The organism is Paenarthrobacter sp. NPDC056912 (assembly GCF_042786555.1).
Lineage (GTDB): Bacteria > Actinomycetota > Actinomycetes > Actinomycetales > Micrococcaceae > Arthrobacter.
The window spans coordinates 176,297-197,571 of sequence record NZ_JBHUCD010000002.1; the positions used below are offsets into that span (position 1 = coordinate 176,297).

Annotated in this window: 22 protein-coding genes; 10 read left to right on the forward strand and 12 right to left on the reverse strand. The window is 64.3% G+C overall.

The annotated features are described in order from the left end of the window. Positions 1-45: 45 nt before the first annotated feature. The 5 genes from uraD (at position 46) to purM (ending at position 4,230) form a co-directional block, all read left to right on the forward strand. Positions 46-555 carry a 2-oxo-4-hydroxy-4-carboxy-5-ureidoimidazoline decarboxylase gene (gene uraD / locus ACFRJ9_RS02835; RefSeq protein WP_377664197.1) on the forward strand — a complete coding sequence of 170 codons (510 nt, stop codon included), beginning with the start codon at positions 46-48 and terminating at the stop codon, positions 553-555. Continuing rightward, the gene (gene uraH, locus ACFRJ9_RS02840; RefSeq protein WP_377664200.1) at positions 552-893 is read left to right on the forward strand and encodes a hydroxyisourate hydrolase; all 342 of its coding nucleotides are present in this window, start codon (positions 552-554) and stop codon (positions 891-893) included. Before uraD ends, uraH begins: the two co-directional genes overlap by 4 nt. Before the next feature lie 94 nt (positions 894-987). Then, positions 988-1,320 (forward strand): hypothetical protein, encoded by a 333-nt coding sequence (locus ACFRJ9_RS02845; protein WP_377664202.1) that lies wholly within the window; start codon positions 988-990, stop codon positions 1,318-1,320. A gap of 136 nt (positions 1,321-1,456) precedes the next feature. Then, a complete protein-coding gene (gene purF, locus ACFRJ9_RS02850) occupies positions 1,457-3,085 on the forward strand; it encodes an amidophosphoribosyltransferase (protein ID WP_377664204.1) in 1,629 nt (542 codons plus the stop codon). Then, positions 3,082-4,230, forward strand: coding sequence for a phosphoribosylformylglycinamidine cyclo-ligase (gene purM, locus ACFRJ9_RS02855; RefSeq protein WP_377664206.1), 1,149 nt, complete (start codon positions 3,082-3,084; stop codon positions 4,228-4,230). The genes purF and purM overlap by 4 nt, the downstream gene beginning before the upstream one ends. Before the next feature lie 84 nt (positions 4,231-4,314). Here purM and ACFRJ9_RS02860 read toward each other — a convergent pair whose 3' ends face one another. The 4 genes from ACFRJ9_RS02860 to ACFRJ9_RS02875 are packed head-to-tail and all read right to left on the reverse strand — an operon-like array spanning position 4,315 to position 7,994. Then, entirely contained in the window at positions 4,315-5,100 is a 786-nt protein-coding gene (locus ACFRJ9_RS02860; RefSeq protein ID WP_377664208.1) for an amino acid ABC transporter ATP-binding protein, read from the reverse strand. Then, the gene (locus ACFRJ9_RS02865; RefSeq protein ID WP_377664210.1) at positions 5,097-6,023 is read right to left on the reverse strand and encodes an amino acid ABC transporter permease; all 927 of its coding nucleotides are present in this window, start codon (positions 6,021-6,023) and stop codon (positions 5,097-5,099) included. Before ACFRJ9_RS02865 ends, ACFRJ9_RS02860 begins: the two co-directional genes overlap by 4 nt. Before the next feature lie 8 nt (positions 6,024-6,031). Further along, positions 6,032-6,976, reverse strand: coding sequence for an ABC transporter substrate-binding protein (locus tag ACFRJ9_RS02870; RefSeq protein WP_377664212.1), 945 nt, complete (start codon positions 6,974-6,976; stop codon positions 6,032-6,034). Then, positions 6,963-7,994, reverse strand: a complete 1,032-nt coding sequence (locus tag ACFRJ9_RS02875) for a succinylglutamate desuccinylase/aspartoacylase family protein (protein ID WP_377664214.1) — start codon at positions 7,992-7,994, stop codon at positions 6,963-6,965. Before ACFRJ9_RS02875 ends, ACFRJ9_RS02870 begins: the two co-directional genes overlap by 14 nt. A 111-nt stretch (positions 7,995-8,105) precedes the next feature. Here ACFRJ9_RS02875 and ACFRJ9_RS02880 point away from each other — a divergent pair, with 111 nt between their 5' ends. Then, the gene (locus ACFRJ9_RS02880) at positions 8,106-8,735 is read left to right on the forward strand and encodes a GntR family transcriptional regulator (RefSeq protein ID WP_377664216.1); all 630 of its coding nucleotides are present in this window, start codon (positions 8,106-8,108) and stop codon (positions 8,733-8,735) included. Here ACFRJ9_RS02880 and ACFRJ9_RS02885 read toward each other — a convergent pair whose 3' ends face one another. The 3 genes from ACFRJ9_RS02885 to ACFRJ9_RS02895 all read right to left on the reverse strand — a co-directional run bounded on the left by ACFRJ9_RS02885 (position 8,736) and on the right by ACFRJ9_RS02895 (position 10,694). Continuing rightward, positions 8,736-9,506: a VOC family protein gene (locus ACFRJ9_RS02885; RefSeq protein WP_377664218.1), complete on the reverse strand. Its 771-nt coding sequence runs from the start codon at positions 9,504-9,506 to the stop codon at positions 8,736-8,738. It lies immediately after the preceding gene. Next, positions 9,503-10,285, reverse strand: coding sequence for a VOC family protein (locus ACFRJ9_RS02890; RefSeq protein WP_377664220.1), 783 nt, complete (start codon positions 10,283-10,285; stop codon positions 9,503-9,505). The genes ACFRJ9_RS02885 and ACFRJ9_RS02890 overlap by 4 nt, the downstream gene beginning before the upstream one ends. 184 nt (positions 10,286-10,469) lie before the next feature. Continuing rightward, complete coding sequence (locus tag ACFRJ9_RS02895) at positions 10,470-10,694, reverse strand: DUF3073 domain-containing protein (protein WP_377664222.1); 225 nt, start codon at positions 10,692-10,694, stop codon at positions 10,470-10,472. 243 nt (positions 10,695-10,937) lie between these two features. Between ACFRJ9_RS02895 and ACFRJ9_RS02900 the strand changes: the two genes are divergently transcribed. Continuing rightward, positions 10,938-11,723 (forward strand): septum formation family protein, encoded by a 786-nt coding sequence (locus tag ACFRJ9_RS02900; RefSeq protein ID WP_377664224.1) that lies wholly within the window; start codon positions 10,938-10,940, stop codon positions 11,721-11,723. A gap of 8 nt (positions 11,724-11,731) precedes the next feature. Here ACFRJ9_RS02900 and clpB read toward each other — a convergent pair whose 3' ends face one another. Further along, the gene (gene clpB, locus ACFRJ9_RS02905) at positions 11,732-14,389 is read right to left on the reverse strand and encodes an ATP-dependent chaperone ClpB (RefSeq protein WP_377664226.1); all 2,658 of its coding nucleotides are present in this window, start codon (positions 14,387-14,389) and stop codon (positions 11,732-11,734) included. 888 nt (positions 14,390-15,277) lie between these two features. Here clpB and ACFRJ9_RS02910 point away from each other — a divergent pair. After that, positions 15,278-15,895, forward strand: a complete 618-nt coding sequence (locus ACFRJ9_RS02910; RefSeq protein WP_377664228.1) for a pyridoxamine 5'-phosphate oxidase family protein — start codon at positions 15,278-15,280, stop codon at positions 15,893-15,895. 16 nt (positions 15,896-15,911) lie between these two features. Here the strand turns inward: ACFRJ9_RS02910 and ACFRJ9_RS02915 are convergent, their stop codons facing one another. Genes ACFRJ9_RS02915 through ACFRJ9_RS02930 form a run of 4 tightly spaced genes read right to left on the reverse strand, consistent with a single transcriptional unit; the run spans position 15,912 to position 19,048 of the window. Next, positions 15,912-16,991: a sulfate/molybdate ABC transporter ATP-binding protein gene (locus ACFRJ9_RS02915; RefSeq protein ID WP_377664230.1), complete on the reverse strand. Its 1,080-nt coding sequence runs from the start codon at positions 16,989-16,991 to the stop codon at positions 15,912-15,914. Further along, positions 16,988-17,806, reverse strand: coding sequence for an ABC transporter permease (locus tag ACFRJ9_RS02920; protein WP_377664232.1), 819 nt, complete (start codon positions 17,804-17,806; stop codon positions 16,988-16,990). The genes ACFRJ9_RS02915 and ACFRJ9_RS02920 overlap by 4 nt, the downstream gene beginning before the upstream one ends. 31 nt (positions 17,807-17,837) lie before the next feature. Next, a complete protein-coding gene (gene modA, locus ACFRJ9_RS02925) occupies positions 17,838-18,641 on the reverse strand; it encodes a molybdate ABC transporter substrate-binding protein (protein WP_377664234.1) in 804 nt (267 codons plus the stop codon). Next, the gene (locus tag ACFRJ9_RS02930; RefSeq protein ID WP_377664236.1) at positions 18,638-19,048 is read right to left on the reverse strand and encodes a molybdopterin-binding protein; all 411 of its coding nucleotides are present in this window, start codon (positions 19,046-19,048) and stop codon (positions 18,638-18,640) included. Before ACFRJ9_RS02930 ends, modA begins: the two co-directional genes overlap by 4 nt. A gap of 358 nt (positions 19,049-19,406) precedes the next feature. On the opposite strand from ACFRJ9_RS02930, the gene ACFRJ9_RS02935 reads away from it, so the two are divergent. Together ACFRJ9_RS02935 and ACFRJ9_RS02940 are read left to right on the forward strand one after the other, a co-directional pair. Further along, on the forward strand, positions 19,407-20,582 hold the full coding sequence (locus ACFRJ9_RS02935; RefSeq protein WP_377664238.1) for a sensor histidine kinase: 1,176 nt from the start codon (positions 19,407-19,409) through the stop codon (positions 20,580-20,582). Further along, complete coding sequence (locus tag ACFRJ9_RS02940) at positions 20,579-21,229, forward strand: response regulator (RefSeq protein ID WP_377664240.1); 651 nt, start codon at positions 20,579-20,581, stop codon at positions 21,227-21,229. Before ACFRJ9_RS02935 ends, ACFRJ9_RS02940 begins: the two co-directional genes overlap by 4 nt. Positions 21,230-21,275: the final 46 nt, after the last annotated feature.

The following is a 21,275-nucleotide window of genomic DNA, read 5'->3' on the forward strand; positions in this document are numbered from 1 at the left end:
CCCACACCATGGATGCCAGCATTTTTGCACGAGGATGACACAAGCATGGAGCTTGCAGTATTCAACAGTGTTGACCGGGACGAGGCCATCAGGACCCTGACCCCTTGCCTGGATATCAGCCGCTGGGTAGAGGCCGTCGTGGACGCTCGCCCTTACACCAGCGTCGACGAACTGCTGGGGCAAGCCCAGCGTGCCGCCGAGCCCTTCACCGCGGCCGAGGTCGAGTCCGCCATGGCCCACCACCCCCGCATTGGCGAACGCCCCAAGGCGCAGACCACCGAAGCCGCGATGTCGCGTTCGGAGCAGGCGGGCGTCGACCCAGGCGACAACCAAATTACGGCCGCCCTCGCCGAGGGGAACCGCGCTTACGAGGACAAATTTGGCAGGGTCTTCCTGATCCGCGCCGCAGGTCGCAGCGCCCAGGAAATCCTCAGCACCTTGCAGGAACGCATCACCCACACCCCCGAAGAAGAAGACCGCATCGTGGCTGGCCAGCTGCGGGAGATCGCACTGCTGCGCCTCTCCGGACTGATCAGCGAAGGAGTCAACGCATGAGCGTTTCACAAGTAACCACGCACATCCTGGACACCGGTTCCGGCCGCCCGGCGGCGGGTGTCGCCGTCGTACTCTACGTCCGCGAAGGTGACGACTGGACACTGGTGGCGAAGGGTGAAACCGACGCCGACGGCCGCATCAAGACCCTGGGCCCGGAGCAGATTCCCGGCGGAGCTTACCGTTTGAACTTCGCCACGGGCGCCTACTACGAGGGCCTCGGCACGGAGACGTTCTTCCCGGAAGTGGACCTGAACTTCACAGTTTCCGACGCCGGCGAGCACTACCACGTGCCGCTCCTGCTGAGCCCGTTCGCGTTCTCGACATACCGCGGCAGCTAACTCACCCCCCCCCCGAGTTGCCAGTTAATGCCAATGTTCGCCAAGAACATTGGCATTAACTGTCACTTGGGCGAGGAACGGTAGGCTTTAACGCATGGCTTCAGAGGACACCACCCCCAATTCCGCCCGTCGCGAGATCACTGTTCGCCGGGCACCCAAGTTCGTTCCCTTCATGATTCTCGGCGCGGTGGTGGGCGCCATTGTGGCCGCGATCATCGCCTATGGCCGCCCGGCCGACCCCGCCTTTGATGCCAGCACGGTCTTCGGCTTCTTCCTGATCGTCTGCGCGGGCGGCGGCGTCATCCTCTTCTCGATCCTCGCGCTGGTCCTTGACCGCGTCAGCGTCAAGCGCTCCGAACGCGCGCTGGTGGAGGCCGTCCCGGATTCTGTTCCGGATGAAGGCCCCGAGAACGACGACGTCCGCTAACCCGGGCACCCGGCCCGCCTCTTTGGTGGGGTGCCGGATGTGAGACACACCGCATTTTTGCCGGATCAGGCCCTTTCGAGGGGTCATATAAGCGGAGCGGGAACTTACCACGGCCACAACATGAGACAATCGACCAGTGGCACGTGGCGACGGAAAACTTTCTCATGATCTTCTCCCCGGCGAAAAAGGCCCCCAGGACGCTTGTGGCGTCTTCGGGGTTTGGGCTCCCGGTGAAGAAGTAGCAAAACTCACCTATTACGGGCTGTATGCGCTGCAGCACCGCGGACAAGAATCGGCTGGTATTGCTACCAGTGACGGCAAGCGCATCAATGTCTATAAGGACATGGGCCTTGTGTCCCAGGTCTTCGATGAGACGACCCTCAATACCCTTACCGGGCACTTGGCCGTAGGCCACTGCCGGTACTCCACCACCGGTGCAAGCCACTGGGCCAACGCGCAGCCAACCCTGGGTGCGACAGCAACCGGCACGGTTGCCTTGGCCCACAACGGCAACCTGACCAACACCGCTGAACTCCGGGAAATGATCCTTGAGCGCAACGACGGCCAGCTGACCGGTGAAATGAAGCAGGGCAACACCTCGGACACCGCACTGGTGACCGCTCTCCTTGAGGGCGAAGAGGGCAAGACCCTGGAGCAGACCGCACTGGAGCTGCTGCCCAAGATCAAGGGCGGCTTCTGCTTCGTCTTCATGGATGAAGGAACCCTCTACGCGGCCCGCGATACGTATGGCATCCGCCCGTTGTGTCTGGGCCGCCTGGATCGCGGCTGGGTTGTCGCCTCCGAGCAGGCCGGCCTGGCCACCGTTGGTGCGAGCTTCATCCGCGAGATCGAGCCCGGCGAATTCATTGCCATCGACGAGGACGGCGTCCGTTCGCAGCGCTTCGCCGAGGCAACACCCGCCGGCTGCGTCTTCGAATACGTTTACCTTGCCCGTCCGGATGCTGCCATTGCCGGCCGCTCCGTGTACGAGGCCCGCGTTGAGATGGGCCGCCAGTTGGCCCGCGAAAACACGCACGAGGCTGACCTCGTGATTCCCGTTCCCGAGTCCGGTACCCCGGCGGCTGTTGGCTACGCAGAACAGTCCGGAATCCCGTTCGCGCACGGCTTCGTCAAGAACGCCTATGTGGGCCGCACGTTCATCCAGCCGTCGCAGACCCTGCGCCAGTTGGGTATCCGCCTCAAGCTCAACGCCCTGGAATCCGTGATCCGCGGCAAGCGCATTGTGGTGGTGGATGACTCGATCGTCCGCGGCAACACGCAGCGCGCCATTGTGCGGATGCTCCGCGAAGCCGGCGCCGCCGCTGTGCACGTCAAGATCTCATCCCCGCCGGTCCAGTGGCCGTGCTTCTACGGCATCGACTTCGCGTCCCGCGCGGAGCTTATCGCCAACGGCGCCACCATCGAGGAGATCTCCCAGGCCATCGGCGCTGACTCGCTGGCCTACATCTCCGAGGACGGCATGATCGGCGCTACCCAGCAGCCGCGCGAACGCCTCTGCACGGCCTGCTTCACCGGCCAGTACCCCATCGAGCTGCCGCACGCGGACAAGCTGGGCAAGAACCTGCTGGAGCGCACCGATCTTGGCGGGCTCCCGTCCGCCGAGGCTGACTCTCCGGCCGATTCCGAAGATCCGGCCGCCAAGCCGGGTGCTACGGGGTGCGATCCCGGGCCCGACGCCGAATTCGAGAACCTGCTGACCGACGCTGATCGTTTGACCGACGCCGACAAGAAAGAGTCTGTATGACCTCCGCAACCCCAGCCGCTGAGAACAACGCCGGCATCACCTACGCTTCTGCAGGTGTCGACGTCGAAGCGGGAGACCGCGCAGTCGAACTCATGAAGGGTGCCATCAAGGCGACCCACAATTCTTCGGTGATTGGCGGCGTCGGCGGTTTCGCTGGCCTCTACGACGTCTCCAAGCTGCTCACCTACAAGAAGCCGCTGCTGGCCACCTCCACTGACGGCGTGGGCACCAAGGTTGCCATTGCGCAGGCCATGGACATCCACGACACCATCGGTTTCGACCTCGTGGGCATGGTGGTCGACGACATCGTGGTGGTTGGCGCTGAGCCGCTCTACATGACCGACTACATCGCTTGCGGCAAGGTTGTCCCGGAACGCATCGCTGACATCGTCCGCGGTATCGCCGCTGCGTGCTCCGTTGCCGGCACCGCCTTGGTGGGTGGCGAAACCGCTGAGCACCCCGGCCTCCTCGGCGAGCACGAGTACGACGTCGCCGGTGCCGCAACCGGCATCGTCGAGGCCGATGCCTTGCTCGGCCCGGACCGCGTCCGCGCTGGCGACGTCGTGATCGGCATGGCCTCCTCCGGCCTGCACTCCAACGGCTACTCCCTGGTCCGCCGCGTCATCAACCACGCCGGCTGGGCCCTGGACCGCCAGGTTTCCGAACTTGGCCGCACGCTGGGCGAAGAGCTCCTGGAACCGACGCGCGTCTACGCAGCCGACTGCCTGGACCTGGCCCGCACCTTCCCCGTCACGGGCGGCGCGGCAGTTCACGGCTTCAGCCACGTCACCGGTGGTGGCTTGGCCGCCAACCTGGCACGCGTCCTTCCGCAGGGCCTCGTGGCCACGGTTGACCGCAACACCTGGGAACTGCCCGCGATCTTCAAGCTGGTCTCCGAGCTCGGCAACGTTCCGCTGGCCGACCTTGAGCGCACGTTGAACCTCGGCGTGGGCATGGTTGCCATCGTTTCCGCCGAAGCAGCCGACGCCGCCGTAGCCCGCCTGAACGACCGTGGACTGCCGTCCTGGATCATGGGTACGGTATCGGCGGACTCCGACTCCATCGACACGACCGGCCCGGATTACGTCCAGGGCGCCAAGGGCGTCGACGGCGGAGCTGTCCGTTTGGTGAACGCCTACGCGTAGGCGCCTTATCGCCTGAGTAACAGAGCGGGCGGGCAGTTGATCACTCAACTGCCCGCCCGCTCTTTTGCTACCCGGAGGGCGCTGTCACAGCACCGCGGACAGGAATCCCCGCGTCCGCTCGTGCTGCGGGTTATTGATGACCGATTCGGCCGGGCCTTCCTCGATGATGCGGCCATCGTGCATGAACACCACACGATCCGCCACGTCCCGCGCGAACCCCATCTCGTGCGTCACCACGATCATGGTCATTCCGGTCTTGGCCAGGTCCTTCATGACCCGCAGGACCTCCCCCACAAGCTCCGGGTCCAGGGCCGACGTCGGCTCATCGAACAGCATGAGCTTGGGCTCCATGCACAGCGCCCGGGCGATTGCCACGCGCTGCTGCTGCCCGCCTGAGAGGTGCCGCGGGTAGGCGTGCGCCTTCTCCTGCAGGCCCACCTTCTCAAGCAAGGCAAGCGCACGACGCCGGACGTCCACCTTGCGTTGTTTGAGCACCCGGAGCGGGGCTTCCATCAGATTCTCCAGCACCGTCATGTGCGGGAACAGGTTGAAATGTTGGAAGACCATTCCGATGTCTGTCCGGTCGGCGCAGATCTCGTTGTGCGACTGTTCGTGGAGCTTGGTGCCCTTGATCCGGTATCCGACCACCCGGTCCTCCACCCACAGCAGTCCGCCGTCGATTTTCTCCAGGTGGTTCACACACCGGAGAAAGGTGCTCTTCCCTGATCCGGAAGCACCGATCAAGCACACGACCTCCCCGCTCTTGACTTCAAGGTCGATGCCCTTGAGGACCTCGTGCGGGCCGAAGCTTTTGCGGACACCTTCGGCCCGGACCAGCGGCACCGCTGCAATAGTGGATTCGATAGTCATGATGCGTTGCCCTTTCCTGTGGCCAGCGGCGAATGGACCCTGAAGAATTTCCGCAGGCGCTCCATGGTGGTGGGTGGTACGGAACGGGACGTGCCGCGGGAAAAGCGGCGTTCCAGGTAGCCCTGCCCGATGCTGAACACCGTGGTGATGATGATGTACCAGATGCTTGCCACCAGGAGCAGCGGCACTACCTGCAGGTTCTTGGAGTAGATGATCTGCGCGGAGTAGAGCAGCTCCGGAACTGCCAGCACGCTGACCAGCGAGGTGGTCTTGAGCATGCCGATGAACTCGTTTCCGGTGGGCGGGATGATGACGCGCATGGCTTGCGGCAGCACCACACGGGTGAGGGTCTGGATCCGGGACATACCCAGCGCCCCGGCGGCTTCGCTCTGGCCTTGATCGATCGACTGGATGCCTGCCCGGACAATCTCGGACATGTACGCTGCCTCGTTCAGGCCAAGGCCAAGGATCGCGGCAGCCAAAGGAGTGATCAGCTGATTGGCATCAAGGCTGACGCCCGGAATTCCAAAGGTGATTTCCGGGTACAGCGCTGAGAGATTGAACCAGAACAGAAGCTGAACCAGCACGGGAGTGCCACGGAAAATGGTCACATAGGCGCTGGCCGAGGCCTTGACCACGGGGTTCGCGGACAACTGCATCACAGCCAGAACCACGCCGAGACCAACGCCCAGGGCCATACACACCACGGTCAGGAACAGCGTGATCCCAATACCGTTCACGATCGCGACGTCACGGAAGTACAGCGCCACCTTGTCCCAGCCGAAGCGCGGATTGGTCACTGCCGAGATCACCAGCAGGATCACGACGGCGGCCACTGCCGTCCCTGCCACCCATCGCCATGGGTGCCGGGCCGGCACTACGGTGAACCGACCGTGGCTTGCAGCGGTCTCGGTAAGACTCATGAGCCCGCTCATCGGGCATCACCGGCATCCACGGCATCGGCGCTGATGGTGACAGTCTGAGGAATTCCGTACTTGGTGTTGATCTGCTTGTAGGTATCGCTCACCACGAGTGCTTTCACCGCAGCCACGATGGACGCAGTGAGCGGAGAACCCTTGGGCATGGCTATGCCGACGGGGGTGGGATCGTAGTCCTCGTCACCGGCGAGCTCGAAAGCGCCTCCGGAGAGCTTGCTGGCGTACCCGGTGCCGATCAACCCTGACAGGACGCTGTCCACCCTGCCTGAGACGAGCGCCAGGTTCGCCTCGTTCTGGGATGGGAAGAGCTGGATGTCGATCGGTGCCTTGCCGGCGTCGACGCACTGCTGGGAGAACGAGGGAAGCGTCTCTATGCCCTGCGTGGTGCCTTTCTCGCCGCCGACCTTGGTGCCGCACAACTTCAACGGATCCAGCGTGAGCTTTTTGGGATTCCCGGCCTTAACGGCCAAGCCGGAACCGCTGCTTTGGTAGGCGGCAAAGTCCGCATTCTTCCGACGCTCAGCGGTCACATTGAAACCCGAGATGCCAACGTCATACTTGTGCGAGCTGACGCCCGGCAGGATGGTGTCGAATGTTGCCGGTGCCATGGTGACTTCCAGCCCGAGCGTCTCGCCGAGTGCCTTGGCGAAGTCCGCGTCCCAGCCGATCACTGTTTTGTTGTCATCGGCGTAGAACTCGTAGGGAGGGAACGTGGGGTCCGTGCCCACCACCAGGGTTCCCTTGGCTTTGATCGCCGCGGGCAGAAGGTCTGCCGCTGCCTGGTTGAAGGCCGCGGGCGCCACGGTGGTGGTGTTTTGCGGCCCGGATGAGGCCGCGGGCTCTTTGCCCGCATCGAGGGACGCGGTGGTACAGCCGGACAAACCGAGCGCTGCTGCCAGGAGCAGCGCGCCGGTTCCAGTGACGTTAGGACGGGACATGATGACCTTCCGGTGGGGTTGTGCCGTGGTCAACGGCGATGTTGACCAGGGTGGTGCCGACGTTGACGATTGCGGGGTGCCGCATGATGGCGACCACCCCGTTGATCGGTGCATGGAAATCTTTGGCTGGCCTGTCCAGTTCCTCTACTGAATGGACGCGCGCAACGACGTCGCCTGCAATGACTTTCTGGCCGAGTTCCACCACAGGTTCCAAAAGCCCGGCCATGGTGGAGTGGACGGCGGACTTCCCTGTTAGTTCCACCCACTGAATGGCCTCTTGTGGAACGTCCGGCTCGTCTTTGAGCACGCCCCAATGGCCCAGCAGCGAGCGAAGTCCAGTCCTGGCACGGTTCAGGATGGGCAGGGAGACTGTTCCTCGTCCACCCAGTTCAGTGGAAATCATGGGAACACCGGCACGATCGGCCGCTCCGCTGATGGACCCCGCTTTGAGCATTGGCTTGACGGCCACGGAATAGGGCGCATTGAAAGCCGCCACCGCCGCGACCTTCTCGGCCCAGAGCTCAGGAGTCGGGCCGAGGTAGACGAACGCTGAAGGCACGTACTCGGAAGCGATGCCACCGGAGTGGATGTCCATGACGTAGTCCGCCATGGGAATGAGGTCTTCGGCCACAATGGAGGCGATCTGCTGTGCCGGGCCACCGTTGGCTCGGCCCGGCATGGCACGGTTGAGGTTTACGCCATCCACGCTGGCTACGCGCCGGCCCTCTCTGACGGCGGAGATGTTGAGCGCGGGCAGGATGATCAATCGGCCGGCAACATCGTCGGCCTCAACGGAGCGGATCAGTTCCTGTAGCAGTATCTGTCCTTCGTACTCATCGCCATGCGTTCCGGCCAACAGGAGAACGGTGGGCCCGTCGCCGCCGCTGATGACGGCGATGGGCGAAGGGATGACAGCGGCGTCATTTTCATTGTCCGAATGTTCGATCTCCAGATAGCCCAGCTGCTTGCCGGCAGCGGCGAAGTCGATGCCGGGGATACGGGGTATGTGCAAGGTCATGGAGCAACTTTCGTGAGGCTTGGTGGAATTGGATTCACTGTATACAGTGAATACCGTGATGTAAACCACGTAGGATCAAATGAGTTTTATACCGATGAGGGGATGGGGCGAATGCCTGCGCAAGCTGCCAAGAAAGTGCGGCCACTGAGCGAACACGTCTACGACCGGATCAGCAATGACATCGTCAATGGCGTGATCACTCCCGGCGCAGCGCTCGTCCAGGAACAAATCGCGGAGGAGTACGGTGTTTCCCGCACGCCCGTCCGTGACGCCCTGACGCGGCTGGTCCACGACGGATTGGCTACACTCGAGCCCGGATCCGGATACTTCGCCACCACGCTGACACGCTCCGAGGTGGAGGAAGTCTACGAGGTCCGCAAGGCTCTGGAAGTGATGGCCATCAGGCAGGGCGGCGCGAAATACTCGGACCTGGAACTCGCACGGCTGGACCTGCTGATTGCCGAGGGCGCAGCCAGCACCGATGCCGAAGAGCTGTTCTCAGCAACCCGGGCCTTCCATTTGAGCCTCGCCGCACCATCGCCAAACGGTTTCCTGCTGAAGACTCTGCAAGACGTGTGGGACAACCCCGTCCAACGGCTCATCAGCCGCTCCTATCCCCTGGACCAGGACAAGCTTGATCGCGTTGCGGATGCGCATCGCAGAATTGTGGCAGCAGCCCGCGCGGGCGACCTCGATACTCTGGTGCCTCTGCTGGACCTCTGCCACGAGAAAGACCAGTAGCTACACCTGGATCAGGCTAAGCACTCCACCCTGCGGATCCTGGATGGTGGCGAGTGATCCTGCCTCCGGAATCTCTTCCGGTTCCACGAGCATCTCTCCCCCGGCAGCGACGGCTGCCTCAGCGGCCCTACGCAGGTCCGAGACCCCGTAGTAGATCTGCCAGGCGGCCTCCTCGCCCTCACCGGCAGGGACAATGCCGGCCACCTCGTCGTCTATGACCATCAGCGTGCTGTAATTTCCGCCGTCGTCCTGGGGATATTCGGTCACCTCATACCCGAACAGCTGCTGGAAGAACGCGACGGCGGCCTGCGGCTCGGGCGTCAGGAGCTCCGCCCAGGCCAACGCCCCGGGCTCGTTGAACAGGTGGCTGCCCAGGTGTGTTCCGGCCTGCCAGATACCGGTGGTTCCGCCTCCCGGTGGTTCGACGAACGCAAGGACGCCGGTATCAGCAACGGTCTCGGGGCCGAACTGAAGCTTTCCCCCGGCGTGGACGGAGTCCTCGGCGATCTCCTCGGTGTCAGTGGCGGCGATGTAGACGTTCCATTGGCCGTTGGTTCCGGCCGCCTCCTGCAGTGAGTTCTGCGGGGCGATCACCGCCACCAACTGATCCTTCACGAAGGCCTGCGCGTAGCTGCGCCCGTCCGGCGTGGGCAGGTCCTTGTAAGTCCAGCCGAACACCTTGCCGTAAAAGTCCTTGGCCGCGGCGACATCGCGTGTCTGCAGATCCGCCCAGCAAGGCTCTCCGCTGGCATAGTGCTTCCGTACCGTCATTCTGAAAGTCCCGTCATGATGCTGAATGCCGCCCCTGCCGGATCCATGAGGACGGCCATGCGCCCGATTCCCGGGACGTCGAACGCCGGTGCGATCACGTGGCTTCCCAAGTCGACAGCCTGCTCCACGGCATCATCGACGTCCTGCACATTGAAGTAAGTCATCCAAAACGGCGACAGGCCCTCGATGGGCAGTTTGAGGGCTCCGGCAATCCTCCTGCCGTCCACCAGCAAGCTGGTGTATCTCCGGAGGTCGCCGGCGGGTGAGGTCTCACTGGTGCATCCGGTCACTGCCTCGTAGAACGCCACTGCTTTGGGGACGTCGTTGGTCTGCAGTTCGTTCCAGATCATGGTGCCGGGCTCGTTCACCACACCCGATCCCGGATGGTTCCCGGCTTCCCAGAAACCGATCTGCGCGCCCGTGGGATCTGTGGCGAAAAACATGCGTCCGCTGCCGTTGGGGACGGTGTCTGGAGGGAAAAGCAGGCTTCCGCCAGCCGCGACAGCACGCTCGGCGGCTGCGTCCGCGGAATCCACCGCGATGTAGTTGGCCCAATACGATGGCATGCCCGCAGGCGCGTCGGGCGCCTGCTGCATCATTCCCGCGACGTACCGGCCATGAAGTTTGGCCATGTAATAAGTCATGCCGTTTCCTGCGTCCATGGCGTCGAGTTCCCAGCCAAACAGGTTGCTGTAGAACTTCCTGGAAACGTCGATAGCGGTGGAGGAAAGGTCCACCCAACATGGTGTCCCCTGCTTGTAGCTATCAACCTCGGGCATGGCTTTCCCTTCAAGCGTTGGAAACTCCAGACTACGCAAAAAAGAGCCCCCGGGGTACGCCAAGGAACGGCGTGCCCTGGGGGCTCTTTTCAAAAGATATTCGGCATTCGGAAATGCACGATGACCTTGAAGTACGACGGCGGTACGCAACTCAGCACCCAAAGGCACCTGATGGTTACGACAGCTATCCGATTCGGCGGGTGTCTACCTCGTCCTCGTCGTCTTCCGCGTACTTGTCCTCGTAGGCCGAGTAGTCCGGCTCCGGGGGTTCTTCGGGGAAGTGGCTCTTTACACGACTGGATGGGCCCGTGAGCTCCCGCTCAAGTGCCGAATAGTCAGTGTTCGGGGAGTAGTACTTAATGTCCCGAGCCTGCTTGGTAGCTTTTGCCTTTTGACGGCCGCGCCCCATGGCGTGACCCCCTTTTGTACTTGGACCGGAGGTGGTCACCTTGGCTATCGGTGAGGCCCCGGAATGTTTGGTCAATTTGTCGTATGTCTAGATTACATGCTTTCGGGGGTGCCTGCGTGCCACCACGGCCCCGCGTCGGGACGGAGAGTAGCCGAAACGAAGCTCCAGCACCTCCAACGCGCGCGAAAATTGGGTAGAGTCTGCCTCAATGCGGCTTCAGAGCAGGAAGGCACACCCCGGAATATGAGCCAGGACAACACTCCACCACGTGACGGTTCACCGCACGGTCAAGGCGAGGACGGGCTGCCCCCTGCGCCCAAAGTGCCACCAGCCACGCCGGAAGCCCCGGCGGCAAACCCCTCCGGCCTTCAGCCTGATCCGGCCCCGGAAATCGATCCGGATTTCGTACCGAACCCCGGAGACCAACCTGATCCCGCCGTGCCGCCGGCGGACACAGCAGCCCCGTCCTACCAGGCCACTCCACCGACCTTCGGCCAGGAAGCCCCGGCAGAGCCGCACGGGAATCCCGTCAAGCGCCAGCGACTAGTTATCGGCGGAATAGTTCTCGGCGTACTGGTTCTTATGGGCGTCGTGATCTGGGTGCTGCTCAACCTGCTCGGGACGCGCCCGGAAGCTGTGGTGGCTTCTCCGAACGCAACCGTTACCGCCGGGCCCCTCCCCCGCGACGCGGAGGCCAAGGACTTTCAGGTAGGCGACTGCTTTGCGGACTTCGACCCCAATGCGCCCAAAGCGAGGGCCGTAGCCTGCGACACAGAACATTCGGCGCAGCTAGCCGCCGTCCACACCTACGCCGCTGATGAGTCATTCCCCGGAACCAATGCCCTGCGGGACAAGGGGCGGGAAGTCTGCAAGGGCATGAAGCTCAACGACGCGGCCGACAACTACGTGCTGCTTCAGCAGAACGTGTACCCGAGTACCACCAGCTGGGACCGGGGCGACCGCCGCGTTGATTGCTTCATCGTGGTCAGTACGGGCAACACCATCAAGGAAGACCTCCTCAAGAAGTAGCCCCGAATCTACTTCCGGCGAACCGTGAGGCCCGTACCTACTGGAGCACCGCCGTCGGGACCTGCCAGCGCTTCCAACCCCTCAATGGTGAGTTCGTCCACGTCAGCTGCGGTGTCCACCAGCACGGTGTCGCCGTCGCTGATCTCGCCGGCCAGGATCTCCTTGGCCAGGCGGTCGCCGATCTCGCGCTGGACGAGCCGGCGCAGCGGCCGGGCGCCGTAGGCGGGATCGAAGCCGGACATGGCCAACCAAGCGCGTGCACCGTCGGTGACTTCGAGGCTCAGCCGGCGATCACGGAGTCGATTGCTCAGCTCGGCCACGTGCAGCTCCACGATCCGGGCAAGTTCCTCCACGGACAGCGGATCGAAGAGCACGATCTCGTCCAGGCGGTTCAGGAACTCAGGTTTGAACGATGCCTGGACCACGGCCATGACGGCCTCGCGCTTGGCCCTGGAATCCAGTGACGGGTCAACCAGGAACTGGCTTCCGGAGTTGGACGTGAGCACCAGGATGGTGTTGCGGAAGTCCACGGTGCGGCCCTGGCCATCGGTGAGGCGACCGTCGTCGAGAACCTGCAGGAGGATGTCGAAGACCTCGGGGTGGGCCTTCTCCACTTCATCGAGCAGGACCACCGAGTACGGACGGCGACGGACGGCCTCGGTCAGCTGGCCGCCTTCCTCGTAGCCGACGTATCCCGGAGGGGCACCCACCAGGCGGGCTACAGCGTGCTTCTCGCTGTACTCGGACATGTCGATCCGGATCATGGCGCGTTCGTCGTCGAAGAGGAAGTCCGCCAAGGCCTTGGCCAGCTCGGTCTTGCCGACGCCGGTGGGGCCCAGGAACAGGAACGAGCCCGTGGGCCGGTTGGGGTCGCTGATGCCGGCCCGGGCACGGCGGACAGCATCGGAGACAGCCTGGACAGCCTTGCTTTGACCGATCAGGCGCTTGCCGAGTTCCTCTTCCATATGCAGCAGCTTCTGCGACTCGCCTTGGAGCATGCGACCGGCAGGGATCCCCGTCCACGCGGAAATGACCTCGGCGATGTCGTCCGCAGTGACGTCTTCTGCGACCATCAGTTCCGGCTTTGACTCGCTCCGGGCAGACTCTTCCTCGGCAGCGGCACTCAGCTCCCGCTCCAGGGCGGGCAGCTCACCGTAAAGAATCCGCGACGCCGATTCGAGGTCGCCTTCGCGCTGGGACTTGTCCGCGGCAGAGCGCAGTTCATCGATCTTGGCCTTGAGGTCACCAACACGGTTAAGGCCGGCCTTCTCAGCTTCCCAGCGCGCATTCAACGCACTGAGTTCCTCGTTCTTGTCGGCTTTGTCCGCGCGGAGCGCAGCCAGCCGTTCCACCGACGCAGGATCCGTCTCGCCCTGGAGGGCCAGTTCCTCCATGGTCAAACGGTCGACGGCGCGGCGGAGCTGGTCGATCTCTTCCGGGGCGGAATCGATTTCCATGCGGAGCCGGGACGCGGCCTCGTCCACGAGGTCGATGGCCTTGTCCGGCAGCTGGCGTCCGGAAATGTAGCGGTTGGACAGCGTTGCGGCCGCCACCAACGCAGAGTCGGCGATGGCTACCTTGTGGTGTGCCTCGTAGCGTTCCTTCAGGCCACGAAGAATGCCTATGGTGTCCTCGACGCTGGGCTCGCCGACGTAGACCTGCTGGAAGCGGCGCTCCAAGGCGGGGTCCTTCTCGATGTTCTCGCGATACTCGTCCAGGGTGGTGGCGCCAATCAGGCGCAGCTCACCTCGGGCAAGCATGGGCTTGAGCATGTTGCCGGCATCCATGGCACTGTCGCCGGTGGCACCGGCGCCCACTACTGTGTGGATTTCGTCAATGAACGTGACGATCTGGCCGTTGGAGTTCTTGATCTCTTCAAGGACTGCCTTCAGGCGTTCCTCGAACTCGCCGCGGTATTTGGCACCGGCCACCATGGATGCGAGGTCGAGGGCGATCAGAGTCTTGCCGCGCAGGCTTTCCGGGACGTCGCCGGCCACCATGCGCTGGGCGAGTCCTTCGACGACGGCCGTCTTGCCGACGCCGGGCTCGCCGATCAGCACGGGGTTGTTCTTGGTTCGGCGGCTCAGGACCTGAATGACACGGCGGATCTCGCTGTCACGCCCAATCACGGGGTCGAGCTTGCCGGAGCGTGCCACGGCGGTGAGGTCGGTGCCGAACTTCTCCAATGCCTGGAAAGTGTTTTCGGGGTCCGGCGAGTTGACGTTCCTGTCTCCTCGGACACCCGGCAGGGCGGCGAGCAGCGCCTCATGGGAGGCACCGGCGTCGCGCATTAACTTCCCGACGGCGCCGCTTCCGGCCGAGAGGCCCAGCAGCAAGTGCTCGGTTGAGACGAAGGAATCGCCGAGTTTGTCGGCCTCGTTCTGGGCATCCTGGATGGCCTGCACGGACTGTCGGGAGAGCTGGGCCTGCTGGACCGAGCTGCCCGACGACGACGGCAGTGCCTTGATGGCGGAGCTTGCCTGCACGCTCACGGCATCCGGATCCGCACCGGTGGCACGCAGGAGTGCCACGGCCACGCCCTCGCGCTGATCCATGAGGGCTTTCAAGAGGTGCGCGGGTTCAAGCTGCGGATTGCCCGCAGTTGAAGCGTTCATGGCGGCCGCAGAAAGGGCCTCCTGGCTTTTGGTGGTGAATTTGACGTCCAAAGAGTGCTCCCTTTCTGGGTTAGGCCAATACTTTCAAAGTTGAGTCTACTACGCTCAACTTTGCATTTTGGCCCATTGTGTTCCATGTTTGCCCACGGCGAAACAGCTGTCCAGAGCCTCGCTGTTTTCGCTGCCGCTTGAGCCTGGTGCGCCCCTTTGCGGCACGGGCCGCGCCCGTTCCCGCCCAGCGCACCCCTTACGGCTTGGACCGCGCCCACTCCCGCCGGGCGCACCCGCTACAACTGGTGCGAACGGCGGGAAGTGGTGCGGCCCGAAGCTGCGGCCCTCCCCCATCACCCAGCACTCGTCACCACCGCACCACCCACGCACTCCCGCCGGGCGCACCCCTTACGGCACGGGCCGCACACACTCCCGCCGGGCGCACCCCTTACGGCACCACCCCGCACCCACTCCCGCCCAGCGCACCCCCTACAACTGGTGCGCGCGGCGGGAAGTGGTGCGGCCCGAGCTGCGGCTCTCCCCCATCACCCAGCACTCGTCACCACCGCACCACCGCGCACCGACTCCCGCCGGGCGCACCCCTTACGGCACGGGCCGCGCCCGTTCCCGCCCAGCGCACCCCTTAGGGCTTGGACCGCGCCCACTCCCGCCGGGCGCACCCGCTACAACTGGTGCGAACGGCGGGAAGTGGTGCGGCCCGAGCTGCGGCCCTCCCCCATCACCCGGCACTCGTCACCACCGCACCACCCACACACTCCCGCCAAGCGCACCCTTTCCGGCCCCACCCCGCACCCACCCGCGCCGGGCGCACCCCTTACGGCACCACCCCGCCCCCACTCGCGCCAACTGCACCCCTGACGACTGGTGCGCGCGGCGGCAAGTGCTGCGGACGCGGTAGGCCGGAAACGGGGAAAGTAGGCTGGGGCCATGGACTCAATCGACACTGTGGACGAATTGGAACAACTGCTCGGCCTGCCCCTGGAACGCGTGCGCCGGAAGGTGCGCACCTCGCTGAGCGCGTTTGATCGCCAATGGCTGGCTGCCAGTCCTTTTTGTGTCATCTCGACGTCGGACGCACAGGGCCGGGTGGATGCCTCACCGAAGGGTGATCCCCCCGGCTTCATCCATGTCCTGGACGACCACACCATCGCCATCCCGGAGCGCCCGGGGAACAAGCTGGCCTTCGGTTTCCGCAACATTCTGGAAAACCCGCAAGTGGGCATCCTGTCCGTGGTTCCCGGACGCACGGATACGCTGCGGATCAACGGCACGGCACGCATTGTCCGCGACGCCGGCTTCTTCGACCTGATGGTGGTCAAAGGCCACCGCCCCCGTGCCGCGGTTGTGATTTCCGTGGAGGAAGTGTTCACGCACTGCGGCAAGGCATTTATGCGCAGTGGCCTGTGGGAGCCCGAAACGTGGGGCGCCGATGAGTTGCCGAGCATCGCCACCCTGTCCCAGGCCTACGTTCAGCCCGAGACGCCCCTGGAGGACCTCGAAGCCTACTACGGGGCGTCTTACGCGGAACGGATGTACCGGGACTAGGCCGCCCGAAGGAACCTCAGGCCGGGTAGACCGACACCAGCGCCGACTTCACCACGAACCGCACTTCCATGCCAGGGGCCAGCCCCAGATCTGCTGAGGCCGCCGGAGTGATGTCCGCGGACAGGACTCGTTGCCCGCCCCCGGCCGGCTGGCCCGCACGGACCCGGATCTGGTCGCCGTGCGGTTCCAGATCGGTGATGGTCACCGGGAAGGAGTTGCGAGGGCTTCCGTGGACCTCGCCCAGGAAGACGGAAACGGCCGACGGCGGGAAAGCCGCCACGCCTGCCTGGCCGGGCGAAGGCGACCACCCGGAATCGTGCTGGCCCGCGAAAACCCGGCCATCCGGCGTCGTAATCCCGTCAGAGCTGGTGGTACCGGTGACGAGGTTCAGCCCCGCGAGCCCGGCAGCGAAGTGGCTTCGTGGCCGTTCAAGGACCTCGCGCGTGGGGCCTTCCTCGGCGATGCGCCCCTTTTCGACGACAATCACGCGATCCGCCAGCATGTAGGCGTCCAGGACATCGTGGGTGACGATGATGGCCTTGCGGTTCGCCAGGACCCGCTTGAGCACGCGCCGGAGCAACGGCGCCGCATGGATATCGAGCGCAGCCATGGGTTCGTCAAGGAGCAGCAGCTCGGGGTCGGCGGCCAACGCCCGGGCCACCGCGACACGCTGCGCCTGTCCACCTGAGAGTTGGGCGGGCTTCCGGTCCGAGAGCTGCAACGCGTCCACTTCAGTAAGCCATCGCCGGGCCGTTTCGCGGGCAATCGCGTTGGACGAACCCCTGCTGCGCGGCCCGAACGCCACGTTGTCCAGGACGTTCAGATGCGGAAACAGCAACGCTTCCTGGGCCAGGAGCGCCGTACCCCGGACGTGCGGCGCGGTCCAGTGCTGGCTGCCGTGGTCCAGGTTGAACAGTTCCCGGTCCCCGATCCTGGCGGACCCCGAATCCGGCCGCAACAGCCCGGCGATCACACTCAACAACGTGGACTTTCCGGCGCCGTTAGGGCCCAGGATGGCCACGGTTTCGCCGTCGTGAAGTTTGAGGGACAGATCGAAGTTCCTCAGTGGGAGGCTGGCTTGCAGTTCGAAGGTCACGGCTGGACCTCCACGGGTGCCAGCGAGCGGCGTCGCCCGTAACTGAGCCCCACCACGGCCACGGCGACTGCCACCAAGACCAAGGACAGCGCGACGGCGGCATCGGCGTCGGTCTCGCGCTGCAGGTAGATTTCCAGCGGCAGGGTCCTGGTCACTCCCTGAAGACTGCCCGCGAAGGTGAGCGTGGCGCCGAACTCACCGAGGCTGCGGGCGAAGGACAGGACGGCTCCGGAAGCGAGGCCCGGCAGAACCAGCGGGAGGGTGACGCGGCGCAGGACGGTGGTGGGCCGGGCGCCAAGGGTCGCCGCCACGGCGTCGTACTTGCTCCCCGCAGTGCGCAAGGCACCTTCCAGGCTGACCACCAGAAACGGCAGGGCCACGAACGTTTGGGCGAGGACGACGGCGGTGGTGGAGAACGCGATCTGGATACCGGCCAGCTCAAGGGACTTCCCAAGAAGGCCTTGGCGGCCGAACGTATAGAGCAGCGCAATGCCGCCGACCACCGGTGGCAGCACCAGTGGCAAAAGCACGAAAGCCCGGAGGAGCCGCTGGCCGGGGAAAGGGCTGCGCGCAAGGACCAACGCCAGCGGAATCCCCAGGCAAACGCAGAGCGCTGTGCTCGCCGCCGACGTTCTCAGGCTCAGCCCGAGCGCCGTGATGGACGATTCGGAAGTGATCAGCGGGATGAAATTCGCCCAGTTGACCTTGGCCACCATCGCCACCAACGGCAGCAGGATGAACAGTGATCCTGCTGCCGCGATGACGTAGATCCATGACGGGACGCCTGTGTATCCAGTGCCGCTGCGTCGATTCATGGGTGTGCGATGTCCTTTGGGGCGGGCGTCCTTACGGGGTGCCGAATCCGGCGTCGTTCAGGACCTTCTTGCCCTCACTGCCGGTGATCATGGCGATGAAGGCCTGGGCGAGTTCCTTGTTCTTGCTCGCGCCCACTGTAGCAATGGGGTAGGTGTTCACGGCTTTGTCGGACTCCGGGAACGGGATGCCCTTGACCTTGTCTCCGGCAGTCTTCACATCGGTGACGTAGACGAGTCCGGCGTCGGCTTCCTGCGAGGTGACTTTGCCCAGGACATCGGTCACCGAGGACTCCTCGCTGACCGGCGCCAGCGTGGTTCCCGTGGCCTTCTCAATGGTTTCAGTTGCAGAGCCGCAGGGAACCTGGGGTGCGCAGACCACAACTTTGATTCCGGGCTTGGCCAGGTCCGCGAAGGACGCGATCGACGCCGGGTTGCTGGGCGGCACTGCGATCTCAAGGACGTTGGTGGCAAAGTTGGTGGCGGTGCCGTCGAGCAGCTTGGCGTCAGCAAGCTTGGTCATGTTCTTGGTGTCGGCGGAGGCGAAGACGTCGGCCGGTGCGCCCTGCGTGATCTGTGTGACCAGATCGGAAGATCCCGCGAAGTTCAGGGTGATCTTGGTGCCCGGATTCTTTGCCTCGAAATCGCTGGCGAGCTTGGTGAAGGTGGCCTTCAGGGACGCCGCGGCAAAGACTGTCACAGTACCGGAGAGCTTGGGGCTCTCGCTGGCAGTGCCGGTGGCGGTGGGAGCTGCCGTTCCGGAAGCGCAACCAGCCAGGCTGAAGGTCAGGGCCCCTGCTGCCAAAAGCGCGGCGAAGGGCGTGCGGGCGATGCTCATATGATGCTCTTTCCTTGCGGTGTTTCGATGATGACCGTCGTCGCCTTGACGACGGCTGTAGCCACTGAGCCAAGCTCCAACCCGAGCTCCCGGACAGCTTCGCTGCTCATGAGTGACACCACACGGAACGGTCCGCACTGGAGTTCAACCTGTGCCATGACCTTGTCAGAGGTGATGCCCGTGACGAGCCCTACAAAGCGGTTGCGGGCAGAGCTCCCTGTACGGGCGGGGTCGTCGGGGAGATGAGATTGATCGCGGGCAAGCTTTGCCAGTTCCAACCCGTCCACAGCCAAGCGACCCGAGGCGTCCTTTCGGGCAGACAGGGTCCCGTTCTCGGTCCAACGCCTCACGGTGTCGTCGCTGACGCCAAGGAAGCGTGCGGCCTCGGAAATTCGTATTTGCGGCATGACAAGAGTGTAGTTCCTTAGATGCGGTTCGAGGGATGAAAATTCTCCGCAAACGAAATATGACGTCCGGCGCTCGGGGGCGTTGGGAGCGCGCCCGTTTGCGCCGTACGCACCCCTTCAGCGTTGGGAGCGCGCCCGTTTGCGCCGCACGCACCCGCAAGCTCTGGTGCGCCGGGCGCGAAGTGGTGCGGGCCGCCGTCGGTGCGGGCCGCCGTCGGTGCGGGCCGCCGTCGGTGCGGGCCGCCGTCGAGCGCGTCCTGCCGAGCGCGTCAGCACCTCGGACGAACTTGCTCCCCCTCACGGATGAACCTGCCCGGAACTGAGCCAAAGCCACGGACCGGCACCCTAGGGTTGAAGCATGTCCACGAGCATCCAGGCTTTCCGCCCCGCAGCCGCACCCTTGGCCGCTGCAGCCATGCTCATGGCTCTGATGATTCTTGAGGAACGCGGATTCAATGCGGCCAGCGCCGTCCTGTTCGCCCTCACGGCCGCGGTGGCTGCCGCCGAACTGGTTCCTGTCCCGGCTGTCATTTTCGCGTTCGCCGCGCTGGGCCTCCAGGCGTTCGGCGTTTTCCCTCCCGTGATGTTGTCCGGCGCATCCCCGTATGTTGCCCTCCCGGCACTCTTCTTCTTCGCGGCCCTTGGATGGAGGGAGCCGCAACGCTGGCCGCTCCCCATTGCCGCCGTGGGTGTGTCCGGGCTGGTCACTGTGAACTGGTTCGCCGACACCACGTGGATCAACTACATCTTCGGCAAACAGCTCGCCGAGGCAGGCGTGCTCAGGATCGCGGTCTACGCCTTCCTGGTCTTCGCATCCTTAACGGCGTTGACTCTGGCCGGATGGGCGGCTGCCGCCTCCGTCAGGCAAGCTTCCGTGAACAGGCAGGCCAAGGAGCAGGCAGAATCGCGCCTTGAATCCACGGCGGGGGCTCTGGTGATCGAGCAGGAACGCAACAGGATCGCCCGGGAACTGCACGACGTTCTGGCGCATTCGCTGGCGGTCATCACCGCGCAGGCCGAAGGGATCCGCTACGTCTGCAAGACCGAGCCCGACTCAGTGGAGGAAGCTGCAGGCATCATCGCGTCCTCGGCCAGGAGCGCGTTGCAGGAAACCCGGCGACTCGTGCAAAGCTTCGGCTCCGAACTCCACGTTCCCGCTCCCGGCGCCGCGGACCTCCCGGCCCTGGCCGAACGCCTCCGCAGCAGCGGGATGCCCGTTGTGCTGAGGACTGCCGGGCTGGAAGGGCTCTCCCCCGTGGAAGACCTGACTGTCTACCGGATCATCCAGGAGAGCCTCACCAACGCTTTCAAACATGGCGACCGCGCGGCCGGTGCGACCGTGACCGCCAATCGATCGGACAGCACTTTGCGCCTCAGCATCCGCTCGACGCTCGCCGACGGCGGTACGGACGCACCGCCGTCGGGAACCGGCCGCGGCATCCCCGGTATGCGTGAACGTGCGACGGCGGCCGGCGGGCAACTCACTACGGTCACCAATGGCCAACTCTTCGAAGTGGAGGCAATCCTGCCGTGAACGAGACAAAGATCCGCGTGGCATTGGTGGATGACCAGCCACTGTTCAGTGCCGGCTTGAAAATGATCCTTCGCAGCCAACCGGACCTGGACCTGGTGGGTGAGGCGACTGACGGTGAACTGGCGGTCGAACTGGCCGCCTCGGCTGAGCCTGACGTCATGCTGATGGATATCCGGATGCCGGTCATGGACGGGATCACGGCCACGCGACGCATCACCGAAAGCACGGGCCGGACCAAGGTAATCGTGCTCACCACCATTCAGCACGATGAGGCCGTGGTCCGTGCCATCCAAGCGGGAGCCGGCGGTTTCCTCACCAAGGACGCGACGCCGGAATTCCTGCTGGCCACCATCCGCACGGTCCACTCCGGCCATGCGGTGATGGCTCCTTCGGCCACCAACGAGTTGCTGCGGGACTACACCACGCCTTCGGCCGCCAATTCCTCGGTTCTGGAGCCCCTGTCAGCCCGTGAGCGCGATGTGTTCATGCTCGCGGCGAAGGGACTGGCGAACGGTGAGATCGCGGCGTCATTGGTGCTCAGTGACGCCACAGTGAAATCCCACATCGGTTCCATCCTGTCCAAGCTCAAGTTCAAGAACCGGATCCAGTTGGTCGCGTTCGCCTACGAAAACAGGCTGCTCGGCTAGATTCCACCCGCTCTACCCAAGCCCTGGCACCACCAGGGCTGGCCAC